Origin of the sequence: Hanstruepera neustonica (genome assembly GCF_002895005.1) — a bacterium.
Lineage (GTDB): Bacteria > Bacteroidota > Bacteroidia > Flavobacteriales > Flavobacteriaceae > Hanstruepera > Hanstruepera neustonica.
Genome location: NZ_POWF01000008.1, coordinates 1 through 24,454 on the forward strand (window position 1 = coordinate 1; position 24,454 = coordinate 24,454).

Annotated in this window: 14 protein-coding genes; 6 read left to right on the top strand and 8 right to left on the bottom strand. The window is 36.3% G+C overall.

Going from position 1 to position 24,454, the window contains the following annotated elements:
* The first annotated feature begins 29 nt into the window (after positions 1-29).
* The 4 genes from C1T31_RS11345 to C1T31_RS11360 all read left to right on the top strand — a co-directional run bounded on the left by C1T31_RS11345 (position 30) and on the right by C1T31_RS11360 (position 15,211).
* On the top strand, positions 30-5,684 hold the full coding sequence (locus C1T31_RS11345) for an immunoglobulin-like domain-containing protein (protein ID WP_207764281.1): 5,655 nt from the start codon (positions 30-32) through the stop codon (positions 5,682-5,684).
* Between the two features lie 170 nt (positions 5,685-5,854).
* Positions 5,855-6,673 (top strand): hypothetical protein, encoded by an 819-nt coding sequence (locus C1T31_RS11350; RefSeq protein ID WP_123912671.1) that lies wholly within the window; start codon positions 5,855-5,857, stop codon positions 6,671-6,673.
* A gap of 131 nt (positions 6,674-6,804) precedes the next feature.
* On the top strand, positions 6,805-10,050 hold the full coding sequence (locus C1T31_RS11355; RefSeq protein ID WP_103052628.1) for a M14 family zinc carboxypeptidase: 3,246 nt from the start codon (positions 6,805-6,807) through the stop codon (positions 10,048-10,050).
* Positions 10,051-10,231: 181 nt separating this feature from the next.
* On the top strand, positions 10,232-15,211 hold the full coding sequence (locus tag C1T31_RS11360; protein ID WP_103052629.1) for a choice-of-anchor D domain-containing protein: 4,980 nt from the start codon (positions 10,232-10,234) through the stop codon (positions 15,209-15,211).
* Between the two features lie 75 nt (positions 15,212-15,286).
* Here C1T31_RS11360 and hisS read toward each other — a convergent pair whose 3' ends face one another.
* From hisS to rpsF, 5 genes are all read right to left on the bottom strand, one after another.
* Positions 15,287-16,945 (bottom strand): histidine--tRNA ligase, encoded by a 1,659-nt coding sequence (gene hisS / locus C1T31_RS11365; protein WP_103052630.1) that lies wholly within the window; start codon positions 16,943-16,945, stop codon positions 15,287-15,289.
* A gap of 119 nt (positions 16,946-17,064) precedes the next feature.
* Positions 17,065-17,535: a DUF6495 family protein gene (locus C1T31_RS11370; protein WP_103052631.1), complete on the bottom strand. Its 471-nt coding sequence runs from the start codon at positions 17,533-17,535 to the stop codon at positions 17,065-17,067.
* 76 nt (positions 17,536-17,611) lie between these two features.
* Complete coding sequence (gene rplI / locus C1T31_RS11375; RefSeq protein WP_103052632.1) at positions 17,612-18,073, bottom strand: 50S ribosomal protein L9; 462 nt, start codon at positions 18,071-18,073, stop codon at positions 17,612-17,614.
* Positions 18,074-18,086: 13 nt separating this feature from the next.
* Positions 18,087-18,383, bottom strand: coding sequence for a 30S ribosomal protein S18 (gene rpsR / locus C1T31_RS11380; protein ID WP_103052633.1), 297 nt, complete (start codon positions 18,381-18,383; stop codon positions 18,087-18,089).
* Positions 18,384-18,385: 2 nt separating this feature from the next.
* Positions 18,386-18,724: a 30S ribosomal protein S6 gene (gene rpsF / locus C1T31_RS11385; RefSeq protein WP_103052634.1), complete on the bottom strand. Its 339-nt coding sequence runs from the start codon at positions 18,722-18,724 to the stop codon at positions 18,386-18,388.
* Between the two features lie 197 nt (positions 18,725-18,921).
* Between rpsF and C1T31_RS11390 the strand changes: the two genes are divergently transcribed.
* Positions 18,922-19,617 carry a LytR/AlgR family response regulator transcription factor gene (locus C1T31_RS11390; protein WP_103052635.1) on the top strand — a complete coding sequence of 232 codons (696 nt, stop codon included), beginning with the start codon at positions 18,922-18,924 and terminating at the stop codon, positions 19,615-19,617.
* Here C1T31_RS11390 and priA read toward each other — a convergent pair.
* The 3 genes from priA to nadC are packed head-to-tail and all read right to left on the bottom strand — an operon-like array spanning position 19,614 to position 23,878.
* Positions 19,614-22,067 (bottom strand): replication restart helicase PriA, encoded by a 2,454-nt coding sequence (priA, locus tag C1T31_RS11395; RefSeq protein WP_103052636.1) that lies wholly within the window; start codon positions 22,065-22,067, stop codon positions 19,614-19,616. The two genes, C1T31_RS11390 and priA, sit on opposite strands and share 4 nt — an antisense overlap.
* A gap of 12 nt (positions 22,068-22,079) precedes the next feature.
* On the bottom strand, positions 22,080-23,018 hold the full coding sequence (locus tag C1T31_RS11400; RefSeq protein WP_103052637.1) for a YihY/virulence factor BrkB family protein: 939 nt from the start codon (positions 23,016-23,018) through the stop codon (positions 22,080-22,082).
* A 2-nt stretch (positions 23,019-23,020) separates the two neighbouring features.
* Positions 23,021-23,878, bottom strand: a complete 858-nt coding sequence (gene nadC / locus C1T31_RS11405) for a carboxylating nicotinate-nucleotide diphosphorylase (protein WP_103052638.1) — start codon at positions 23,876-23,878, stop codon at positions 23,021-23,023.
* A gap of 100 nt (positions 23,879-23,978) precedes the next feature.
* Between nadC and C1T31_RS11410 the strand changes: the two genes are divergently transcribed.
* Positions 23,979-24,437, top strand: a complete 459-nt coding sequence (locus tag C1T31_RS11410) for a DoxX family membrane protein (protein ID WP_103052639.1) — start codon at positions 23,979-23,981, stop codon at positions 24,435-24,437.
* Positions 24,438-24,454: the final 17 nt, after the last annotated feature.

The window sequence follows — 24,454 nt, forward strand, 5'->3', positions numbered from 1 at the left end:
GTAATTCAGCGGTGCAAGTCACCCGTACCGTGAATGTAGTCGATACGACTGCGCCAACGATTACTTTAAATGGTTCAGCTACCGTTACCGTGGAAGCCTGTGGTACCTATAATGAATTAGGGGCTACCGCTGATGATGGCTGTTTGGCCATTGGTGCCGTAGTAATTGACAACTCCTCTGTGGATGAAACTACCGTTGGTTCCTATACTGTAACCTATAACGTCAGTGATGCCGCTGGTAATTCAGCCGTGCAAGTCACCCGTACCGTCAATGTGGTGGATACGACTGCGCCGACGATTACTTTAAATGGTTCGTCTACGGTTACCGTGGAAGCCTGTGGTACGTATAATGAATTAGGGGCTACCGCTGATGATGGCTGTTTGGCTATTGGTGCTGTAACTGTTGATAACTCCTCTGTGGATGAAACTACCGTTGGTTCCTATACCGTAACCTATAACGTCAGTGATGCCGCTGGTAATTCAGCGGTGCAAGTCACCCGTACCGTGAATGTGGTCGATACGACTGCGCCGACGATTACTTTAAATGGTTCAGCTACCGTTACCGTGGAAGCCTGTGGTGCGTATAATGAATTAGGGGCTACCGCTGATGATGGCTGTTTATCTATTGGTGCCGTGGTGATTGATAACTCCTCTGTGGATGAAACTACTGTAGGTTCCTATACCGTAACCTATAACGTCAATGATGCTGCTGGTAATTCAGCTGTGCAAGTCACCCGTACCGTGAATGTGGTCGATACAACAGACCCTAATGCCATTTGTCAAAATATAACCGTTCAATTGAATGCATCTGGAAATGCTTCCATTACAGCATCGGATATCAATAATGGCTCAAATGATAGTTGTAGTACCATAACATTAAATGCTTCACAAACTAATTTTGATTGTTCGGATTTAGGAAACAACAATGTAACATTAACAGTAACCGATGCTGAAGGGAATAGCGATACTTGTATTGCCGTGGTGACTGTTCAGGATGTTACGGACCCGATAACGCCAACGTTATCAACTATAACCGCTCAATGTAGTACAACTGTTCCAACGCCAACAACTACAGATGGTTGTAATGGAACACTTACAGGAACAACATCAGACCCTACAACCTACAATACTCAAGGTGCTTATGTTATTACTTGGACATTTGATGATGGTAATGGCAACAGTATCAATGTCAATCAAAACGTCGTTATTAATGATACCGTTGATCCAGTAGCCAATTGTCAAAATATTACAGTCCCATTAAGCGATGCAACAGGTACAGCTACTATTACACCTTCACAAATCAACAATGGTTCAACCGATAATTGTAATTTAAGTAACTTGACCTATAGTTTGTCTCAATCAACCTTTGATTGTACCAACATAGGACCCAATATTATTACATTCACTGTTACTGATGCTGGAGGCAATACGGATACTTGCACGGCAACTGTCACTGTAACCAGTCCGAATATTAATGGTGGTAATGCTATTGGTTATTTAACCAATACAGAAACCCCAGCTGATTCCGATGACATCATTGAGGTTACAGCTTGTCCTGATGAGCCACAGAATGCCATAATCACTTTAAGTGGTCATATTGGTAATGTGGTACGTTGGGAATACTCTACCAATGGTGGTCTTAACTGGACCAGTGTTGCCAACACGACAACGACCTATAACTTTATAGATATTCTTCAAACCACTTTAGTCCGTGCGGTGATACAAATTGGCTCTTGCCAAGCGTATTCGAATTTGGTTTATGTAGCCGTGGTACCACCAGATGTACCTCCTACCATAGTTGGACCAAGTTCATTTGATAATTGTATTGGTGATGTGATTACCGTTACCGCTCAAAGTGAATATGGTATCAATCCAGCTTTTAATGAGGGCGGATTGTTTAATCAAGCAAACTTAAATAACCTAGGGTGGATTGTTGATGGTGCTGCTGAAATGTCTGCTGGTGGTAATAACACCAATGACACTTACTGGAAAGAAACCAATGGCCCTAAAAAATTTAATGGTAGATGCTACGACTCAACTGACAACACAAAATTTGCTATAGTTAGTGGTGTTTCCATTTACGATGCGCCAGACCATACTATAGCGCCATTATCAACTTTAGAAACGCCAATTTTTAATACATTAGGGTTAACCAATGCCACATTAGAATTTGATCAAGCCTACTATTTAGAAGCTGGAGCCTGGTGTAAAATTGAACTATCCGTTGATGGTGGTGCAACCTATAACATAGAATTAGATCCCGGTCCTACTTATAACTATACTGGACCTAGTGACTCTGGCTTTTTGGCAAGTGTACCTGGATTTACTGGACAATGTAGAAACACTCTAGGGACTTTAGTTAACAAGCACGTATCCATTGACTTACAAAGTTATATTGGCATGACAGGCTTACGAATTAAATTTACCTATTCAGGAACCAACAATAGTGCTTGGGCTTTAGACAATATAACTATCCCTCAAGCACCAATTGATGAAACCATTGAATGGACAGATCAAGCTGGTGTGGTTGTAACTACTGGGGCTACAACAACCATTACCCCTATTACTCCTGGTGTACAGGTTTATGGTGTGACATCTTTGATTAATGGTTGTCGTTCTCAAGGTGACGAAGGAACCGAATTTATTGATGTGAGTGCGAGTTTAGCCTACGCTGGTAAAGATGTTGATCTAACGACTGGAAATGAATGTGGCGAAGCTGAAATTCAATTAGCTGCCTATGACAATACCATTTCGGCTTTAGATAATTATAACAACGGTGTTTGGGAGCCTGGAGCTTATATTTACCCTGGTCAGTCCTATGATCATGATAATAATGCTGCAACTCCTAATATTATTGCTCCAAACCACCCAGTTGGAACAGGAAAAACAGGTTTCTGGTCAGCAACAGTTGTAGATGATTTTGGTGGTTGTAATCCAACTTACTCTTTTACGGATATTAATAGTCCTAACTCTAAATTTACAGGTGAACCGGGTGAATATACACTGACATGGACCGTAATCGTTGAATCTGGAGCTAACCCTGTTACCTGCAGTAGTGATATTAATGTAAAAATTGCCCAATGTCAAGATGTGGATTTTGATGGCAACGATGACCATGTGGTATTTGATGATAACTTTGATTTATCTGGAAACTTTAGTGTGTCTGCCTGGGTAAAACCAGAATCTATTGGAGGAGACCAAACTATTATTTCTAAAAGAAACCCTAGTAGCCCAAATACAGGTTATGATTTAAGACTTAATAACTCTGGCCGATTGATATTTGCCTACAACAATAGTAATATCAATTCTGGTTCCCGTAATTTGACTACGAATAGATGGTACCATGTAGCTGTTGTACATAGTGGTAGCACTTATAGATTATATATTGATGGTATTCAGATAAACTCAACAACCGGCGGAGCTCCAACAGCTAATAACAGTGACTGCTTGCTGGGCGCTGTAGAACGTGCTTCAGGAAAGTCTAATTTCTATAACGGCTGGATGGATGAGCTTCGTATTTGGAATGTAGCCTTAAATGTGAATCAGATACGAGAAACCATGAACCAAGAAATTCGTGATAATGCTGGATCAGTAGCTGGGGAGGTTGTACCGCTTGATATACCAGGATTAAATTGGACTGATTTAGATGGTTATTACCGAATGGGAGAAAATTGTGGTAAATTGACTCCTTATGCAGGTTCCGTTTCAGGTAAACTAAAAAACATCAATTCGCAACAAACTGAAAATGCACCAATTCCTTATACTTCAAGAGTAGATGGACAACAATGGGCTACTGACAATACTTGGACACACTTCCAAGTGTGGGATGCCCCTAACAGTATTGGAATTGATAATTCAACACGCATAGATTGGAATATTGTACAAGTTTCACATAATATCGATTCAGGAAACAAAGACATTACGGTTCTAGGATTGATTTCCGACAATACCAATAAAGAATTAACCATAGCTAATCCTGGTTCGCCTCAAGATGAAACCAATACAGGTCAAATGCTATGGGTAACCCACTATTTAGATTTAGATGGTAAAATTGATTTGGTTGGAGAATCACAATTGATTCAAAAGCGTTATGATTCTAACCAAGTTGATGAAAGTATATTCAATAATACCAGTTTAGGATATATTGAACGTGATCAGCAAGGTACTAGTAACCCTTTCAATTACAATTATTGGAGTTCACCAGTTGCACCAAACAATGCTGCTGCAGATAATAGCAATAACTACAGTTTGAGTGGTGTATTGAGAGATGGTACCACAACCGTAAACAACCCAATGGGCAGACCAATCAACTGGATTGGTGGCTATACGGCTGCTGCCAGTAATCCAGCGCAAGTCAGTACACGCTGGTTGTACGCTTATATCAATAACCCTGCGGAGGATTATTATGAATGGGAATTTATTGGAAATTCAACATCTATTCCTATTGGATTGGGTTATACTATGAAAGGTAGTGGTAATGCTGGTTCTACACAAAACTATGTGTATGTTGGGAAACCAAATAATGGAACTATAAGCACACCTATTGGTGCCACTAGACAATCATTGGTTGGAAACCCTTATCCTTCTGCCATAGATTCCAGAGCGTTTATAATGGATAATGGACCAAGTGGTACGAATAGCATAACCGGAACGCTTTATTTCTGGGAACATTATACATCTAATGCTACGCACGTTACCGAATTATATGAAGGTGGTTACGCCGCGTTAAATTTTACCGGTGGTGTTGGTGCCGTACAGCATCCAGATCTGATAATTAGTAATAACGGAACCAAAATTCCTGAACGCTATATCCCTGTAGGACAAGGTTTCTTTGTTGAAGCTGGCTCAAACACGAGTAATGTTGTTTTCAATAATAGTCAACGAATTTATAAAACTGAAGCCTATACAGCTGATTCTTATGAAGGCTCTGTTTTTGTGAGAAGCAGTAATAGCGAAAATAGAAACGAAGATTTAATTCAGCGCATTAGGTTACGATTTACTTCTCCTGAAGGTGGTAAGAGACCTCTATTACTTGGATTTGTTTCTAATGGTGCAGCAACAGATGGGGTTGATTGGGCTTATGATGGTAAGAATAATGACGAATCTACTGATAGTGATTTGTCTTGGATGATTGAAGATAACCGATATGTTATTCAAGGTGTTGGCGAATTTGATGCTACTAAGCAATACCCATTAGGTTTATTCTTATCTACTGATGGTAATATTAAAATTGAATTGACCGAATTGGAAAATTTTGAAACCGATATTGATGTTTATATCTATGATTCCTTATTAGGAACCTATACTCAAATTAACGATACTGAATTTGAAATAGCTATGGATGCTGGTGAGTATTTAGATCGTTTCTTTGTAACCTTTCAATCTGAAAGCCTATCCGTAGACGAATTTGAAACCCAAGAGGAAAGTGAATTGCTTGTAAACTATCTAAACAATTCTGGAGAAATTTATATAAATGTTCCCTACAATGTGCAAGTCAAACAAGTATTCTTGATCCAAATTCTTGGACAAACTGTTAACTCTTGGGAAATAACCAATGCTAGTGCTTATTTACTATCTCCTGAAATTAGGATTCCAGTGAAGGGAATAACTGATGGTACTTATATTGTTAAGGTGATAACTAAAGACAATCAAACCATTAATAAGAAAGTAGTCATTAAAAAGTAAAAAGAATATTTAATTATTTTTAAAAAGCGACTGACAATTCAGTCGTTTTTTTTTATACTAATGTTAAATAAATAAGCATTTCATCGTTTTTAATGGCGTTTCATGGGTTATTAGTACATAAATGTGTATTTTAGAGAAGCCTAACAATCCCTCCTAAAATACCCAAATCGATGAAATTAATAACCAACTATTACCTAGCACTATTTGTATGCTTTTTTAATTTAATTGCTTTTAGCAACAACGCATCCGGTATCAATTTTAACTCCAACATGACCATGCAACGTGTTAGAATTGATTTTGAAAGTCCAAACGGTTATGTAAGGCCTCTACTGTTAGGTTTTACTACTGACAATTCTGCAACTGATGGTGTTGATTATGGCTATGATGGCGCAAACTTTGATCAGTTTCCAGATGATATGTTTTGGTTGATAGAAAACCAAAACTACGTCATTCAAGGTGTTGGCGCATTTGACAACAGCAAACAATATCCGTTAGCCTTGTTTTTGGAGAATTCAGGAACCATTAACATTACTTTGAATAGTCTAGAAAACTTTGATACCACTATTGATGTGTTTCTATTTGACAGCATCTTGGGCACCTATACCGCTATATCAGATTCAGAATTTTCCATAGATATGGAGGCTGGTGAATACTTAAATAGGTTTTACATTGCTTTTTCTAACCCAAATAACATATCAACGGATACTGACGACAATGCGGTTCTTTCTATTGACGATCATGAGCTTAAAGCCATGAGTATTGACTATTATTCAGCTAGCAAAGAGATCAACATCAGCCTTTCAAATACATCGTCAAGGATTAGTGAAGTCAACTTGTTTCATGTTAATGGACAAAAGATTTATGGTCACATACCAAATCCTAATGTTCGTAAAATCCAAATCCCCATGCATCAAGCATCTTCTCGCTATATTATAGTTGAAGTTTTAGCAACTTATGGCACCCAACGAAAACTAATTGCCGTTTATTAATTGGCTGTAATATTCACACATTAAAAAACCGACAAAAATACACTTTGTCGGTTTTTTTTGCATTTTATAGATGGTTTATTGGTTTTTTGTAATATATTAGCCGCAAAATAATTCATTAAACCCCAAATCTGATGAAACTAAACTACCCTCAACAACATGCTTTTGCATGCGTTATTTTTTTATTACTATCTTTTCAAGTTGGTTTTTCACAAAATAGAAATTCCCAATTGGCCGAAAACTATTTAACTGAAAAAGGCGAAGTAACCTTTAGTTTTCAAATTGAGTCCCCAGAGGATATAGAGCAATGGGAAACGAGTCTTTCCATTCTGAATTTTGATCCAAGAACGAACACGGTTTATGCATGGGCCAATACGAATCAATTTAGGCAATTTCAATCGCAAGGTATTTCTTTTACTGTTGACGAAAATGACAATACTGCTAGTGGGATAATAATGTCCAACGAATTACCTGTCAGTAATCGAAGAGGGCCTTACCCTTTGACATTTCCATTAACGGCCTACCCTACTTATGCTGATTATGCCCAGCAAATGCAGGAATTTGCAAATAACCATCCTAATATTTGCGAATTAGTTGATATTGGCGGAACGACAGAAGGAGTAGCCGGTGGTGACAAACGCTTGTTATTTATCAAGCTATCTGATAATATTGGAACCGAAGAAGCAGAACCGAAATTAATGTACACCTCTTCCATACATGGTGACGAAATTACAGGATACCCGCTTATGCTGAACCTTATAAATTATTTTATTACCGCCTATGAAGACACTGGCCATTCAGATCATTTACGAATTAAAAACTTAATAGATAATTCGGAAGTTTGGATTAACCCAATGGCTAACCCAGATGGCACCTATTATAATAATGCTTCAAACACATCTGTAGCCAATGCTAGACGTGCCAATGCCAATGGCTTGGATTTAAACAGAAACTATCCAGACAATGTAGCAGGACCACATGCCAATGGTCACACATCCTATGAATTGGAAACTCAACATTTTATGACTCTTGCAGATAATAACCATTTCGTTATTTCAGCTAATTTTCATGGAGGTGTTGAAGTTGTGAATTATCCCTGGGATAATACATACGATAGACATGCTGATGATGATTGGTACATTCACATTTCAAGAGAATATGCTGATAATTGTCAAGCTGATGGCCCTACTGGCTATATGGATTATTTGAATAATGGTATAACCCATGGTGCCGACTGGTATCGTGTTTATGGAGGTCGCCAGGATTTTATGAACTATTATCACCAGTGTAAAGAGACAACTATTGAGTTATCGAATGTTAAATTAATTCCAGCCAATCAATTAGAAAATCACTGGAACTATAACCAAGAGGCTTTAATAGAATACTTAATTCAAGGAACATATGGATTTCAAGGAATTGTAAAAGATGCTATTACAGGAGATCCCATTGAAGCTACTGTTACACTTGTTGGTCATGATAATGTGAATTCTCATACAGTAAGTTCCTTACCACATGGTGATTATTACAGGCCTGTTTATGCAGGGACTTATGATTTATTGTTTGAAGCTGATTGTTATGAATCATTTACACTAAGCAGTCAAACCATAGCCAATTATGAAACAAAGGTTTTGGCTGATGTATTGTTAAACCCAGTAGCTGGATCTGCTCCAAACAATTTAGCAGCAAGCAATGTAGCAGCTACAACGGTGGATATAAGTTGGGATGCCATAAGTGGAGCCGATTATGATTATCGCTATCGCGAAGTTGGTTCATCTACATGGACAATGGTAGCTACTTCAAGTGCTTCAATTACTTTAGCTGGTTTAAATCAAAGTACACAATATGAAATTCAAGTAAGAAGTTCCTGTAATAGTAATACATCACCTTATAGTACCTCTATCTTATTTACAACAACAACACCTCCTCCATGCTCAGGAACAATAGTGAATACCTTCCCTTACTTCGAAAGTTTTGAAAATACATTAGGGGATTGGACACAAGACAATTCAGATGATTTTAATTGGTCTTTTGAAACAAACTCTACAGCGTCAGGCAGTACTGGACCAGACGGTCCTTCAAATGGCAATTATTATTTATATACCGAGGCCAATGATGGAAATGACTTTCAAGAAGCAATCTTAAACAGCCCATGTTTTGATTTAACTACCAAAGAAAATGCAAGTTTTTCCTTTGATTATCACATGTATGGTTCTCAGATAGGAAGCTTATCATTAGAGGTTTCTACAGATGATGGAAATAATTGGACTAATATCCAAACTTTTAATGGGCAACAACAAGGAAGCAGTTCAGCAGCCTGGTTGACACATACTGAAGATTTATCTGCTTACGAAGGTAATTATGTTAGATTAAGAATTATTGGACAACTAGGTAATGTAACAGGTCAACGAAGAAGTGATATTGCAATTGACAATGTTGGTTTAACAGCAGATGATGTTTCAATTACTCCTATTGCAGATTGCCAAAATATTACCATTACTTTAGATGGTTCTGGAAATGCTTCTATAACTGCTAATGATATTGATAATGGTGGCAGTATTGGAGATTTAACAATTGATATATCTAGTTTCGATTGTACTGATATCGGAACCAATAATGTTACCTTAACTGCTACAGACCCAAGTAATCCAGGCAATACAGACACCTGTACAGCCGTGGTTACAGTGAATCAACAAGCTACTCCTACTCCAACTAATTGTTGGGACAACTATATCTATAATAATAGCACATGTCTATGGGAAAATACTGGATCACAGCCTGCCGAACCTTCCACGGAATGTTGGGAAATGGCGACCTTTAACAATACGACCTGTTCGTGGGATGTTACCAATGATGGCGATATCACAAACCCTGTGTGTATTGTTCAAGATATCACTGTTGAATTAGATGGAACAGGTAATGTCACAATTACTGCTGATCAAATTGATAATGGTTCTAGTGATGATTGTGCCATAAATACAATGTCCGTTAACCCAAATGCATTCGACACAGATGATATTGGTGATAATATAGTTGTATTTACAGTTATCGATAATAGTGGCAACATATCAACTAGTAATGCAACAGTAACCGTAACTGAAAACACGTTGGGAACCAATGATTTTAGTTTTGGTAATTTAACAATTCAACCAAACCCATTCAATACTTTTGTAAAAATCAAATTGCCTCTTGCCAGTACTGATAAGTATGGTATTCAATTGTTTGATCTTAATGGGAGAATTGTATATGACCATGTTTTGAATGGCATTCATAGTGAAATGATTGTTCAGAATATTGATAAGCTAAAACAAGGATCCTATTTCATAAAAATAACCAATAAAAACAGTGGAGAATCTTTAGTTAAAAAACTTATTAAGCTCTAAAAACCAATTTCAATATAAAAAAAGGCTGAATTTAACAATTTCAGCCTTTTTTTATATTATTGATTATCAACGTTTTAAAAATATTATATTGCATTTCATCGATTATTTTTGCATTTCATGGAGTTATATTTGTATATTTGACACTGAATTTAATTAGTCCCAATACTAAATTAATCTACTTATGAAAAACTATACTCAATTAATAGTATTTAACTTGCTATTTCTTTTAGGAAATTTTGGTTTCTCTCAAAATCAAAATATTCATGTCACTGGAAATGGCAATACCATTCCAGATAGCACACCTGGTCCACAATCACCGCTTATTACTAACGACACAGATTTTGGATCTGTTACTGTCGGTAATAATAATGTTCATATAATAACAATTCATAATACCCATTCTGGAGGAAGTCCTAATGCAAACAAATTAGATATTTATTCAATTACGCTTTCCGGTACTGATGCTAGTCAATTTTCAATTGTCAACACAATAACATGGATTAAAAGAAGTGATTCCCAAACTTTTACTATCACCTTCTCGCCTACCTCTACAGGTTTGAAATCTGCTTTGGTGACTATTGCCAACAATAGTGTTGGAGCGAATGAACAACCATATACATTTAATATACAAGGTAACGGAACTGCTCCGCAGCCCGAAATAAATATTCAGGGTAATGGAACCAACATATCTCATTTAGATGCCACACCAATATCCGCAGATGGAACTGATTTTGGATCAACAGATGTTTCCTCCAGTGTTGCTCAAACTTTTTCTATTCAAAATTTGAATACAGCAACCGGATCTTTATCTGTTGGAGTAATAAGCTTCACTGGTACCAATCCAGGAGATTTTTCAGTTACTTCAGCCCCAGCCGGTTCGGTAGCTATAAATTCCAGTACCACATTTGAAGTCACTTTTACACCTAGTGCAGCAGGTATAAGAACGGCTACAATCAATATTGCTAATGATGATAGTGATGAAAACCCCTACCAATTTACATTACAAGGTAATGGTACACCTCCATTAACAGAGGGTCCAGGTGGTGTAACCAGCAATCTAAAGTTATGGTTAAAAGGTACCGATGGACTGGGTTATTCAGATGGAGACCTTGTGACTACTTGGTATGACCAAGGAAGAGGTGCCGATGCTACAGTCAATACCCCAGGTATTGGTCAGGAACCAACTTATAAGGACAATGTGAATGACAATATTAACTTTAACCCTGTGGTTGATTTTGACGGTGACTATGTTAACATTCCTGTAGACAGTGACTTTTCATATGATGCCCCAAATAGAAATTTTTTAGAAGGACCCAGTGGTTATTATTCGCAAGAAGTTTTTACCGTTTTAATCCCAGATGTTGCAGTTAACAAATCATTTGGTAGTATGGACATTTTCTGTGGTGATGAAGATATTGCTACCGATAATACTGATGCCACCGGAATAGGTCTTGGAAATTATACATCTAGATTTAGTAATGAAGTTCTAACTTATTGCCATGGTCCAACATCTTCAGGTGATGGCTATGGTGTTGCTGAAATTGATTCAGGGTCAGGTAATAATATCATTTACAATAATGCGGGAATTATAAACGCCAGAAATAATCTTGCGGCCACCCAACAAGAGTTATACTATAATGCCATAAACAAAGAAACCAATCAAAATGATGTTACAGACTTTGCTAACGTTAATGATGCGCGTTATTGGATAGGAAGAAGTGAAGGCTGGGAAGCCAGTACCGACGCCAGAATAGCAGAAATCATTACATATTCCGTTAGACAAGACGATACCGATTTAACTACTGAACGTAACCGAATTCAATCATATTTGGCTATAAAGTACGGTATTACATTGGGTGTTAATGGTACATCTCAAGACTATGTAGATAGTGATGGTACAGTAATATGGGATCAGAATACTGGTGTCGCATCAGATGATGTATTTAATTACGACATTGCCGGAATTGGACGAGATGATGCTTCCAACCTTTATCAAAAACAGTCTCGAAGTGTTAATAATGCCACTGATGGCGGAGGTCGTACCCAAGGTGTTTTAACCATTGGAATTAATGAAATTTATGACACCAATAATCTTAACCCAAACACATTAAACGACAAGGAGTTTCTTGTTTGGGGTAACGATGGTGTGGATTTAGATGATCCATCAGTTGACGTTTTAGTCAATATGAGTACCGATATTACTCCGGCTTTAACAACAGAAGTAGAATTCCATGGCATAGCAAGAACTTGGAAAGTAGTGGAAAACGGAGGTGATATACCTTCTGTGGAAGTACAAATGCTTAAGAGTGCCATTAGAACAGCTACACCACCAGATGGTCGCTATTTAATGTTTATTTCAGACACTCCAAACTTTGACCCAACAGCTGATTACAGAGTGATGTCAGAAGACACCAATGAACTGGGAGAGAACATAGTAACAACTAACTATGATTTTGATGGCACAAAATACATCACATTTGGATGGGCTCCAGAAGTTGTTTTTGAACGTTCTATTTACTTCAATGGAACCACCAACTATGTAGACATGGAAGACGCTTTAAACTTAAACCCTACAGAATTTACAATGTCTGCATGGGTAAATGCCAATACCAACTCCAATAACAAATCTATCATGTCAAAGCGTGATGTTTCATACACGGAGGGCTATGATTTTAAATTAAATAGTAGCGGAAAATTTGAAGTTTCTTGGAAACAACCAAGTGGTTCTATTCAAGTTATAACCAGTAACACAACTATTCCTAAAAATGAATGGCATCATTTAGCAGTTATTTATCAAGGAGGAACAGCCTCTCTATATATTGATGGGGTTTTAGACAAGCAAGTTAATAAATCGGCCCCAAGCAATACGACTCAATCCTTTTATTTAGGTGCCGCTGCCAAAAATGCACCTCAAGCATTTTTCCATGGAAACATTGATGAAGTCAGAGTATGGGACACAGCGCTGACTTTAAATCAATTGCGTTTTATCATGAATCAAGAGATTGAAAATAATTCAAATTTCGTTAGAGGTAAATACTTTGGTTCACTAGGAGTGACACCTACTAAAGATGAAGTTTGTACTATTCCATGGTCTGATTTAGCAGGGTATTACCCAATGTCTACGTATACTTATACCAATACAAAAGACGAATCTGGAAATGGTAACCAAGGTGCTTTACGCAGCTTAAGAACAGTTGATAGACAAACGGCTCCGCTTCCATATAAGTCAGCTAATGATGGCAATTGGGATACTAGCTCGACTTGGTTAAATGGTTCGGTACAAACAATGCCTGGAACCACATCTATTGTTGATGCAAACCAAACAGTCGATTGGAATATTGTTGAAACTAATCATGACATAACAATGGATAATAGCTTCACAACTTATATTCCAAATGATAATAAAGAAAACAGAAATTTACTTGCTCTATTTGTAGATAGTAACAAGTTAACTGTCAAAGGTAATAACAGCACTTTAGACGGAGGTGGTTTAACAATCACACACTACTTGAATTTAGATGGTAAAATAGATCTAAATGGAGAATCACAATTAATTCAAACAAATAATAGTGATTTAGTTGTAGGTGGAACTGGAAGTCTTGAAAAAGACCAACAAGGAACTCTAGATTTGTATACTTATAACTACTGGTCTTCACCTGTAGGAACTGGAGTTTCAGCAACAAATAATTACGACTATATACTAAATAATACGGGTATTTTAAGAGATGGAACAGACCCTGACAATCCAGTAAACATCAATTTCATAACAGGTTATGATGGTAACAACAGTGGTTCTCAAATTGATATTGCCCACTACTGGATTTGGAAGTTCAATAATCGACCTAGTGATGATTATGCATCTTGGCAACATGTGCGAAATACAGGAACTATTTCTGCTGGTGAAGGATTTACCATGAAAGGTGTTGCTGATACAGGAGGAACCGTATCTTTAGAACAAAACTATGTATTTGATGGGAAACCAAATAATGGCGATGTTGATTTAGAAATAGACTCTGGAAGCGACTATTTAGTTGGTAACCCGTACGCATCTGCCATTGATGCTGAAGCCTTTATTCTTTATAATGGTGGTGAATTAAGCTATACTGATCCATCAGATGATAACTCGTACCCTGAAGGAGACCCAACGATGAGTGGCACCATATATTTTTGGGAACATTGGGGAGGTGGTTCCCACATTCTGGCAGAATACCAAGGTGGTTATGGAACATATAACCTAGCTGGAGGAACACCAGCAGCCTCATTTGGAAATCCTGATCCAGATGTTGCCCAATCAGGAACAGGTACCAAAACGCCTGGTCGTTACATTCCAGTTGGACAAGGATTCTTTGTTACTGGTACAACTGACGACTCATTTATTAAATTCAGAAATAGCATGCGTGTTTTCCAAAAAGAAGGAACTTCTAACTCTGTATTTATGCGAGATTCCAATACAGCCAATAGAACTGAAGAAGACTCCGATAACCGAATGAAATTACGTATAGGTTTTAATTCTGTGAATACGATTCACAGACAATTATTAATAACCGCAGACGAAAGAGCCAGTATAGGATTTGATTGGGGATTTGACGGACTAATGAACGAATCTCAAATAGACGATATGTATTGGATGATTGATAATGACAAATACCTAGTACAAGGTATCGATAGAATTGACGAAAGAACTGTTTTACCTATAGGTATTCACACAGACGATGAAGGCTTGAATAACATCACCATTGACTTTTTAGAAAATGTTCCTGATGATTTGAATATCTATGCACATGATAAAGAATTAAATATTTACCATGATTTAAGAGATAGTAATTATAGTGTGTATTTACCTGCAGGTGAATATCTGGATCGCTTTGAAATCACATTTACAAATAATTCTTTAAGTGTTGATGAAAACGAAATAGCCAACACCTTAACCGTGTACTATTCAAATACCAATAATGGTATTGTGATACACAATCCAACATTAAAAACTATCAAAACAGTTGAATTGATTAGCATGCTTGGACAAACCGTTAATACATTCAACGATGTTGAAACAACTGAAATAGTTAGATTAAAGACTAATCAAGTAAGTACCGGAACGTATATTTTAAACCTCAAATTAGAAGATGGTACTATACTAACGAAAAAAGTACTGGTTAAATAGTCCAAAGTGGTGGTCCCAAATCTACCATAGCCATAACCGTACTTTAATTGAGTCCCGATTTTTCGGGACTCTTTATTATGTAAGTTTGGTAATTAATTCGTTTAGAGAAACTGCCTCCTGATCACCAGAAATCATATTCTTTAGGGTGTATTGCTGGTCTTGCATTTCCTTTTCGCCAACAAGCACTACAAAAGGGATCTGACGTTTATTAGCATGCTGCATTTGCTTCTTCATTTTAGCACTGTCTGGATACAATTCAGCATTGATATTGTTCTTACGCAAGGATTTGATGGCTTTTAAGCTGTAGAGCGCCTCTTTATCACCAAAATTGATAAATAACACATTTAAACTTTTGGCAACAGTTTTAGGGAAAAGATTCAGTTCTTCTAGTACCAAATAAATTCGATCCAATCCAAAACTAATACCTACACCAGACATATTAGGCATTCCAAAAATACCAGTTAGATCATCATAACGACCACCACCACCAATAGAGCCCATATTAACGCCATCTGGAGCAGAAACTTCAAAAATTGCGCCTGTATAGTAATTAAGTCCTCTAGCTAAAGTAACATCTAATTTTAATTGAGCCGTTTCCAGACCTATTTCAGTAATTGCCTTATCAATAAACTCTAACTCCTCAATGCCTTTTTTACCGTCTTCAGAAGTGCTTAAAATGGCTTTTAATTGTGTGATTTGAGAACCAAAATCACCAGATAAGGTAAATAATGGTTGTAATTTGTCAATACCTGATTGTGAAATACCTTTTTCAAGCATTTCCTGTTTGACCTTCTCCTCACCTATTTTATCCAGTTTATCTAAGGCAACTGTAAAATCTATGAGTTTATCACTAGCACCAATTACTTCAGCAATTCCAGATAAAATTTTGCGATTATTGATTTTTATGGTTGTGCCTTTTAAACCTAAAGCCGAAAAAACAGCATCGTACAGTTGTACCAATTCCACTTCTTGCCATAAGGATGTGGAACCAACCACATCGGCATCACATTGGTAAAACTCTCTAAAACGGCCTTTTTGAGGTCTGTCGGCCCGCCAAACGGGTTGCATTTGGTAGCGCTTAAACGGAAACTCAATATCATTTTGGTTTTGTACCACGTAACGCGCAAATGGCACCGTTAAATCATAACGAAGGGCTTTTTCACTTATGTAACTCCCTAAATAACTTGTTCCGAAATTAAAATAAAAACTACCAAAAATTCTTATCGTAAAATCGCTCAAACGCCCTTCCCCTCCTTCTAAAAATTTATTTAATTTTTCTTCAGTCTCTAGAAGCTCCAACTCAATCAAATTCCATAAATCTTCCGCTAACTTAACATAATCAACTTTCTCTTCTGCAAGTTGGATTATCTTTTTTGTTCTAATATGATCTGGTATAAATTCAAGAAATTTACTTTTATAAATTTTCCAATCTAAACCCTCAACATTTAAATATCCAAGTAAATTATAAAGAGAATCTTTAATAACTTGAATTATGGATTGATTAAACTTGGATAAAAAATCTCCAGAATTCAATATCTTAAAAATCAACCGGTCCCCTTCATCACCATATTTACCCATCAGGGTTTCCGAGTTTTCAAAACTCGGTGTTTCAATAGGTTGAAAACCAAACTTTTCAAACTGGCTTTGAATGGTATTGAATATGTAGTTACGTTTGGTAACCTGTTCCGGGTTGAAATCGCGTGTGCCTTTAGGAATACTTGGTTTTTGTGCCATAATTAGTACCTGTGGATACAGGTATCACGTTTTAGTTACATAATTGAAAACAAAAATAACAGTTTTAATAATTTATCGATACATATCGACATTAAATGTCGATACACTCGAAATGACGTCTAGTGGTTAATCAGCTTATCAAAATACTGAAACAATTCACCTTTGGTGATGACGCCTCCTTGCTGAATGAGTTGAAATTTATCCAAATGTCGGTCTTCAGAATAGTCCTTTTTAGCTTGCATAAATTCCACATCATCATTCATTAAATTCTCACGAAGCCAATTAAAACCATCTTTTGAGGTTAAATCAATGGCATTTTTCAACTTAACACCTATCACATGCATATTGGTGTCATTTAAGTTAAACAAGTGCATTTGTTGTGGTGAAATATGCTCAATAAATTCTACTTTACTCAATACACCTTCCCAAACTAAGTCACTAAAAACATCCAATTCCTGTTCAGCCACTTCAGGTTTGTTTTCCTTAATTTCTGACCACTCATCCGCTGTGATAGACTGCGTAGCCAAAAAATTAATGAATTCTGGATGTAATTCGTCAAACTGTTCTTTTGTTAATCTGGCATATTTCATAGTCAAATATATTTTTCAATTTATTTTAAAAAAAAAGCCCCAACTAGGTTGAGGCTTTTATTATGTTATATCATGCTTAAGCTTGAGCAATAACCTCAAATGGGAATTCTACCGTTACTTCTCTATGAAGGCGAATAACAGCATTATACTGACCTAAACGCTTAATATTACCACCAGTAATACTAATAAATTTCTTATCAATAGTGTGTCCTTCTTTTTCAAAAGCTTCAACTAAATCCAATTTGGTTACAGAACCAAATAATTTATCTCCAGCAGAAGCACCTTCAGTTGCTTTAGCAGTTAATTTCAATTCTAAAGATTTTAAAGCTTCAGCTACTTTTTGAGCGTCTTCAATAATCTTTTTCTCTTTAAAAGCACGTTGCTTTAAGTTCTCTGCCAATACTTTTTTAGCAGAAGTTGTAGCCAATACAGCTTGACCTTGAGGAATTAAATAATTTCTACCATAACCGTTCTTAACTGTTACAATATCGTCTTTAAATCCTAAATTCTCAACGTCTTGTTTTAATATAAGTTCCATTGTTATGATAATTTTATTTTAATAAATCGGCCACGTATGGCATTAATGCTAAATGACGTGCTCTTTTGATAGCTACAGATACTTTTCTTTGGTATTTTAAAGAAGTTCCTGTTAAACGTCTTGGTAAAATTTTACCTTGCTCGTTTACGAAATTTAATAACCAATCTGCATCTTTATAGTCAACATATTTAATACCTGACTTCTTAAAACGACAGTATTTCTTAGTTTTGTTCGTATCGATGTTTAAAGGCGTAAGATATCTGATTTCTCCGTCCTTTTTTCCTTTTGCTTGTTGTTCGATAGATGACATAATTACGCTTTTTGTTTAAGTTTTTCTCTTCTTCTTTCTGCCCAAGATATCGCATGCTTATCAAGGGTTACAGTTAAATAGCGCATAAAACGCTCATCACGTCTAAACTCGACTTCTAACTGATTGATGACTTCTCCTGGTACAGTGTACTCAAATAAGTGATAAAAACCACTTTTTTTGTTTTGGATTGGATAGGCTAACTTTTTTAAGCCCCAATCTTCTTTGGCTACCATCTTCGCTCCGTTAGAAACAAGAAAATCTTCGTATTTCTTTACTGTTTCCTTTATCTGATCTTCAGATAAAACGGGATTTAAGATGAAAACAGTTTCATAATGATTCATAAAAATCTAATTTATAATTAAAAATGGGTGCAAAAATAACTATTTTTCTATATATTACAAAACTAAACCCATAATAATATGCTACATAATCAATATGTTAAAAAAATGTTAAAATTAACCTTTTAACGATGTTTTTTGGTTTTTAACCGAATTTTTTGTACTATTGTCGATATCTTAACCGAAATAAAACAAATGTTATGACATTAAACTGTGTAGTAGTTGACGACTCAGCGATACAACGTCTCTCAATTGTAAAGTTAATTGAAAATCACCCTTCTCTTAATTTAATAGCTGAGTACAATAGCGCGTTGGAAACCAAAAACGGTCTGAATACCCATAAGGTAGATTTAATCTTCCTGGATATTGAGATGCCAGTTTTAAATGGTTTTGAATTGCTTGACGTCCTTAACAACAAACCCCAAATTATTTTTGTGACCGGTAAGACAGAATATGCCTTTAAAGCATTTAATTATGATGCTACGGACTATTTACACAAGCCAATCACAAAAGAACGTTTTAACACAGCTGTTGAGAAAGCTGTAGAACAACACAAGCTTAAACTAGACTTTAACGAAACTGAAGGCGAACACATTTTTGTGAAGAGTAACCTGAAGAAGCGTAAGGTTTACATTAAAGACATTAAGTGGATTGAAGCCCTTGGTGATTATGTGAAACTTGTAACTGAAGAAACTAGTTTAGTGGTACTTTCAACCATGAAAGCTTTTGAACACGAACTTCCAGAAGGCAAGTTCTTAAGAATTCACAAATCTTACATTGTGAATCTAGACAAAGTAGATAGATTTAATAGCAAGAACGTAGAAGTTGGTACTTACGAAATTCCTTTAAGTAGGAATAAGAAGACCCAACTTGTTGATGCCCTAAACAACATTTAGAAGCTATCGACATTTAATATTACTCTTACAGCCCTAAAATCTTTCACACTAGAGAAGCTATTGTTAATTTTAATGATAGCTTCTTTTGTTTTTGTCAGCGATTGATTCTTTGGAATTTTCACCAAGATATTTTTATGGTACTGATTTCGAATTCGTGAAACTGGGGGAAATTCCGGACCTAATACGTGTTCTTTAAACAGCATTCGTAAAGATTTGGCAAACCAGTCAGCACCAGTATTGACTTTATTGTAATCTCGATGCTTTAAGGTTATTTTTATGAGCCTGTAAATGGGCGGATATTTAAAGTTGTGACGATCATCCATCTGCTCATGGTACATCCCTAAATAATTATTCGTTGAAACCTGTTGCAGAATGTTATGATAGGGATTATACGTTTGAATAAGGACTTTTCCACGTTCTTTAGTTCGGCCAGCACGACCTGAAACCTGAATCAGCAATTGAAAACTGCGTTCATGAGCTCTAAAATCCGGGAAATTTAACATGTTATCAGCATTCATGACCCCTACAAGCTTCACGTTTCTAAAATCGAGACCTTTTGTCAGCATTTGGGTACCTACCAACACGTCGATGTCACCTTGTTGAAAAGCATCGATTAATTTTTCATAGCTATATTTTCCTCTCGTTGAATCGAGATCCATTCTTGCCACTTTGGCTTCTGGAAATAATGTACTCACCTCCTTCTCTACTTGTTCCGTTCCAAACCCTTTTGAATCTAGGGTATTTAAACCACAGGCTTCGCAAGTTTTAATCATAACCGTGTTATACCCACAATAATGGCAACGCAATTGGTCTCGATATTGATGATAGGTTAAACTGACATCACAATTAGGGCATTGTGGCGAATGTCCACAGGTCTGACACTCAACGATAGGCGAATAGCCTCGTCTGTTTTGAAACAAAATGATTTGATTACCTGCTTCCAAAGTTTCAGTCATTTCAGTTATCAACCGATCACTGAAATGCCCCTTCATGCGTTTGCGTTTATGCTTATCCTTTAAATCAATCAATTCAATATCAGGCATTAACACATCATTATAGCGCACATTGAGTTCCACCAATCCATATTTAGCTTGTTGGGCGTTGTAAAAACTTTCCAAACTAGGAGTCGCGGAGCCTAAAAGTGTTTTTACTTTAAAAATATTGGCCAGCATAATGGCCGTATCCCTGGCATGGTAACGAGGTGCAGGATCAAACTGTTTATAGGATTGTTCATGTTCCTCATCAACAATGACCAAACCAAGGTTTTGAAATGGCAATAATACAGCTGAACGCGCACCAATTACAATTTGTGCTTTTGAGGAATTATTCAAAACATGGTTCCATACCTCAACCCGTTCATTGGATGAGTAGCGAGAATGATAAACGGCTACTTTTTCTCCAAAATAATCTTGAAGCCTTTGAACTAATTGGGTAGTCAAAGCTATTTCCGGTAGTAAATACAAAGCTTGCTTATTTGTTACCAAAATGGATTCAATAAGCTTCATATAAATCTCGGTTTTCCCGGAAGATGTTACGCCTTTTAATAATGTAATATTTTGATTTTTAAAGTTTTGTGAAATATTATCTAAAGCTTCAGTTTGATAATTGGTTAATGCGAATTGACTGTTTTTTTTAGATTCATTGGACTCTATTCGATCTGTTTGAAGATAGTATTCTTCCAATATTTCTTTATCAACTAACGATTTTATAATTGCTGAAGAAGCGTTGCTCTCCTGAATCAATTCAGATACTTTAATTGGCTTATGGTCCTTTGCCGATAATGTAAAAAGTCGCATCAGGACTTCTCGCTGCTTTGGGGCGCGAGATAATGTTTCTATAAGTTCTTGCAAACGCCCGTCAGTGGCATACTGTTTATGCAACTTTACATATCTAACCAGTTTTGGTTTATACTTTTCATACACTTCTTCTTTAACCAAAATAATCTCTTTATCCATCAGGCGTTTTATAACTGGCAACGCATTTTTCTTATCGATTATACTGGTAATATCCTGGATTGTTAAAGACGTTTGATGATGTAGTGCTTCAAAGACCAGAAACTCATCATCTTTTAAATCACTGTCATTAACGGTAGTTGCTGAATTTCTAAATATGATGGTCTCACTTTCTAAAATAAAGGCATTGGGTAATGCGGCACGCATGACTTCACCTAAAGTACACATGTAATAATCCGCTATCCATTGCCATAGCTCAAATTGATACCTGGAAACTATGGGTGTTTCATCTAAAATTTGATGAATTTCCTTGGCTTCATAAATTAATGGTTCTTGGTTATGAATAGAAAAAACGATCGCCGTGTAAATTTTTGACTTGCCAAAAGGCACGGATACGCGCATACCTGGCTTAATAAACTCTGCTTCTGCCCTAGTTATGGAATAGGTAAACAGGTTTGGTAGCGGAATGGGCAGTATGACATCAATAAAATTCAACATGAATAAACCACCTTATAAGCCCACATTTAATTTACGCAATCGATTTAAGGAAGCATTCAATTCATAACCCAATAAAAGTATATTGGAATTTAACCACAAGTAAAACAACAGGATCAACAATGCTCCTATAGAGCCATACAACTCGTTATACTTGGAAAAGTTTTCGATGTATATACCGAATAGATACGAGTTCAAAATAATCAACAACGTGGTAAACCAAGCACCTATGGAAAAGAATTTTGAATGTTTCCCTTCTTTAGTGCCAAAATAATAAAGTGTCGCTGTTGCGATGTACACCATAACCACAAAAAAGACATATTTAGCAGCAATGATCCAACCAAGCGTGTTTTCTTTATCAATGATACCATAGCTTTCCAAATTGGTCATGATATAAATTTGAAAGTATCCAAAAACAGCTACTGTTAACAGTAATAGTATGGCTAAAATCAAGGCAACACCAAATGCGTATAAATATTGTTTGAAAAAATTCCGAGTTAATTGCTCATGATATGAGCTTTCAAAGCCTGAAAACACGGAACTAATTCCATTGGCCATTAAAATCAGAGAAATAAAAAACACCGATGAAATCAATCCGCCACGCTCGGTACTGTCGATGTTTTCAAAAATATTGGTAGCAAAGAAATCGGATGTACTTGGCGGTAAAAAAGAATCCAGAAACTTTAAAAACTCAATTTTAAAGTCGTCAATGGGAATAAACGGAATCACTATAACGATAAATAGCAAAAACGGGAATAATGCGGTAAAAAAACTAAAAGCAATGGCACTAGCACGTGTAGTCAATGCGCCTTTTATAATCCCTATGGCATATAACTCCAATAAATCATATAGGGATAATCCTTCCAGTGCTGGTAATTTGATTTTTTTAAGTAATCGAACCATCACATTGACTACTGGAATGGATTCTAATTTGTCCTCTATGGGTTTTGTCATTGTTAAACCGCTTTTAAACTCAAATCCATATTATAAACTGAATGGGTCAAGGCTCCCGACGAAATATAATCAACACCGCATTCAGCATATTTTCTGATGGTTTTCTCGGTAATACCGCCAGAACTCTCTGTCAGACATTTATTTCCAATCATTTCAACAGCCTTTCTAGTATCTTCATAATTGAAATTATCTATCAGGATTCTGTAAATACCATCGGATTGAAGGATTTCCTTAATTTCATCCAAATCTCTGGCTTCAACAATAATTTTTAAATCACGATTCGTGTCCTTCAGGTATTGTTTGGTTTTATTAATGGCTTTAGTAATACCTCCAGCAAAATCAATATGATTATCCTTGAGCATAATCATATCGTACAATGCAAATCGATGATTTTCGCCTCCTCCTATTTTAACAGCCCATTTCTCCAAGGCACGGATTCCTGGTGTCGTTTTTCGAGTATCTAATATCTTCGTTTTAGTCCCTTCTAACAAATCAACAAATTGTTTGGTCTTGGTAGCAATGGCACTCATACGTTGCATGGCATTTAACACCAACCGTTCCGCTTTTAGAATAGACTGTGATGATCCTGAAACAAAAAAAACAATATCCCCATATTCCACCGTGGTACCATCTTCTATGATGGTTTCAACTTTTAAATCAGGGTCCACATAGTTAAAAACCATTTTAGCAAATGCTACACCAGCAATAACACCCTTATCCTTAACCAACAGTTTTGCTTTTCCCGTTGCTGTTTCAGGGATACAAGCTAAAGAGCTATGATCACCATCTCCAACATCTTCTCGTATGGCATTAACAATAATACCTTCAATTTCCTTATCAAACTGTTCCTTACTTATCATAAACATTTGTTTACTGCTAAAATAGTAATTGCTTTTTGATTTTTTAGGTCAATGGTAACAAGATTGTATGTTATTCGTCATAAAATAAACCCACATTCGTATGCATGTCATTTCCAATCGTGTAGAATTTATTAGACAAAAAACCATTTTTAAACTATTTACTTGGTGTACCCGAATTTTATTATCCTTGGCTTTTATACCATCAGGATTAAAAAAAGTCTTGGGACAACGTTTTACACTGCTTGGTATAGATAACCCAGTTGGATTTTTCTTTGAAGCCTTATATCAAACAGGGTTTTATTGGCAGTTTATAGGCTTGATGCAATTGATGGTCGCACTATTGATATTAATTCCCAGAACCGCATTTTTAGGTGCTTTAATTTACCTGCCTATTATTATCAACATCTTCATCATTGTCACATCAGTCGGTTTTAAAGGCACACCTTATATTGCTGGTCTAATGCTTTTAGCTAATATCTATCTTTTAATGTGGGATTATAAGAAACTGCATGCCATTATGAAGATTATTCTTTCAAATACATCAAATAGGTTTGTTTAACTTTAAGTTTTGAGTAT

Bases quoted from the DNA above. Each gene is read 5' to 3' on its own strand.
- C1T31_RS11350 (WP_123912671.1), top strand. From the start codon at position 5,855: ATGAAATTAATAACCAACTATTACCTAGCACTATTTGTATGCTTTTTT.
- C1T31_RS11355 (WP_103052628.1), top strand. From the start codon at position 6,805: ATGAAACTAAACTACCCTCAACAACATGCTTTTGCATGCGTTATTTTT.
- C1T31_RS11360 (WP_103052629.1), top strand. From the start codon at position 10,232: ATGAAAAACTATACTCAATTAATAGTATTTAACTTGCTATTTCTTTTA.
- hisS (WP_103052630.1), bottom strand. From the start codon at position 16,945: ATGGCACAAAAACCAAGTATTCCTAAAGGCACACGCGATTTCAACCCG.
- C1T31_RS11370 (WP_103052631.1), bottom strand. From the start codon at position 17,535: ATGAAATATGCCAGATTAACAAAAGAACAGTTTGACGAATTACATCCA.
- rplI (WP_103052632.1), bottom strand. From the start codon at position 18,073: ATGGAACTTATATTAAAACAAGACGTTGAGAATTTAGGATTTAAAGAC.
- rpsR (WP_103052633.1), bottom strand. From the start codon at position 18,383: ATGTCATCTATCGAACAACAAGCAAAAGGAAAAAAGGACGGAGAAATC.
- rpsF (WP_103052634.1), bottom strand. From the start codon at position 18,724: ATGAATCATTATGAAACTGTTTTCATCTTAAATCCCGTTTTATCTGAA.
- C1T31_RS11390 (WP_103052635.1), top strand. From the start codon at position 18,922: ATGACATTAAACTGTGTAGTAGTTGACGACTCAGCGATACAACGTCTC.
- priA (WP_103052636.1), bottom strand. From the start codon at position 22,067: ATGTTGAATTTTATTGATGTCATACTGCCCATTCCGCTACCAAACCTG.
- C1T31_RS11400 (WP_103052637.1), bottom strand. From the start codon at position 23,018: ATGACAAAACCCATAGAGGACAAATTAGAATCCATTCCAGTAGTCAAT.
- nadC (WP_103052638.1), bottom strand. From the start codon at position 23,878: ATGATAAGTAAGGAACAGTTTGATAAGGAAATTGAAGGTATTATTGTT.
- C1T31_RS11410 (WP_103052639.1), top strand. From the start codon at position 23,979: ATGCATGTCATTTCCAATCGTGTAGAATTTATTAGACAAAAAACCATT.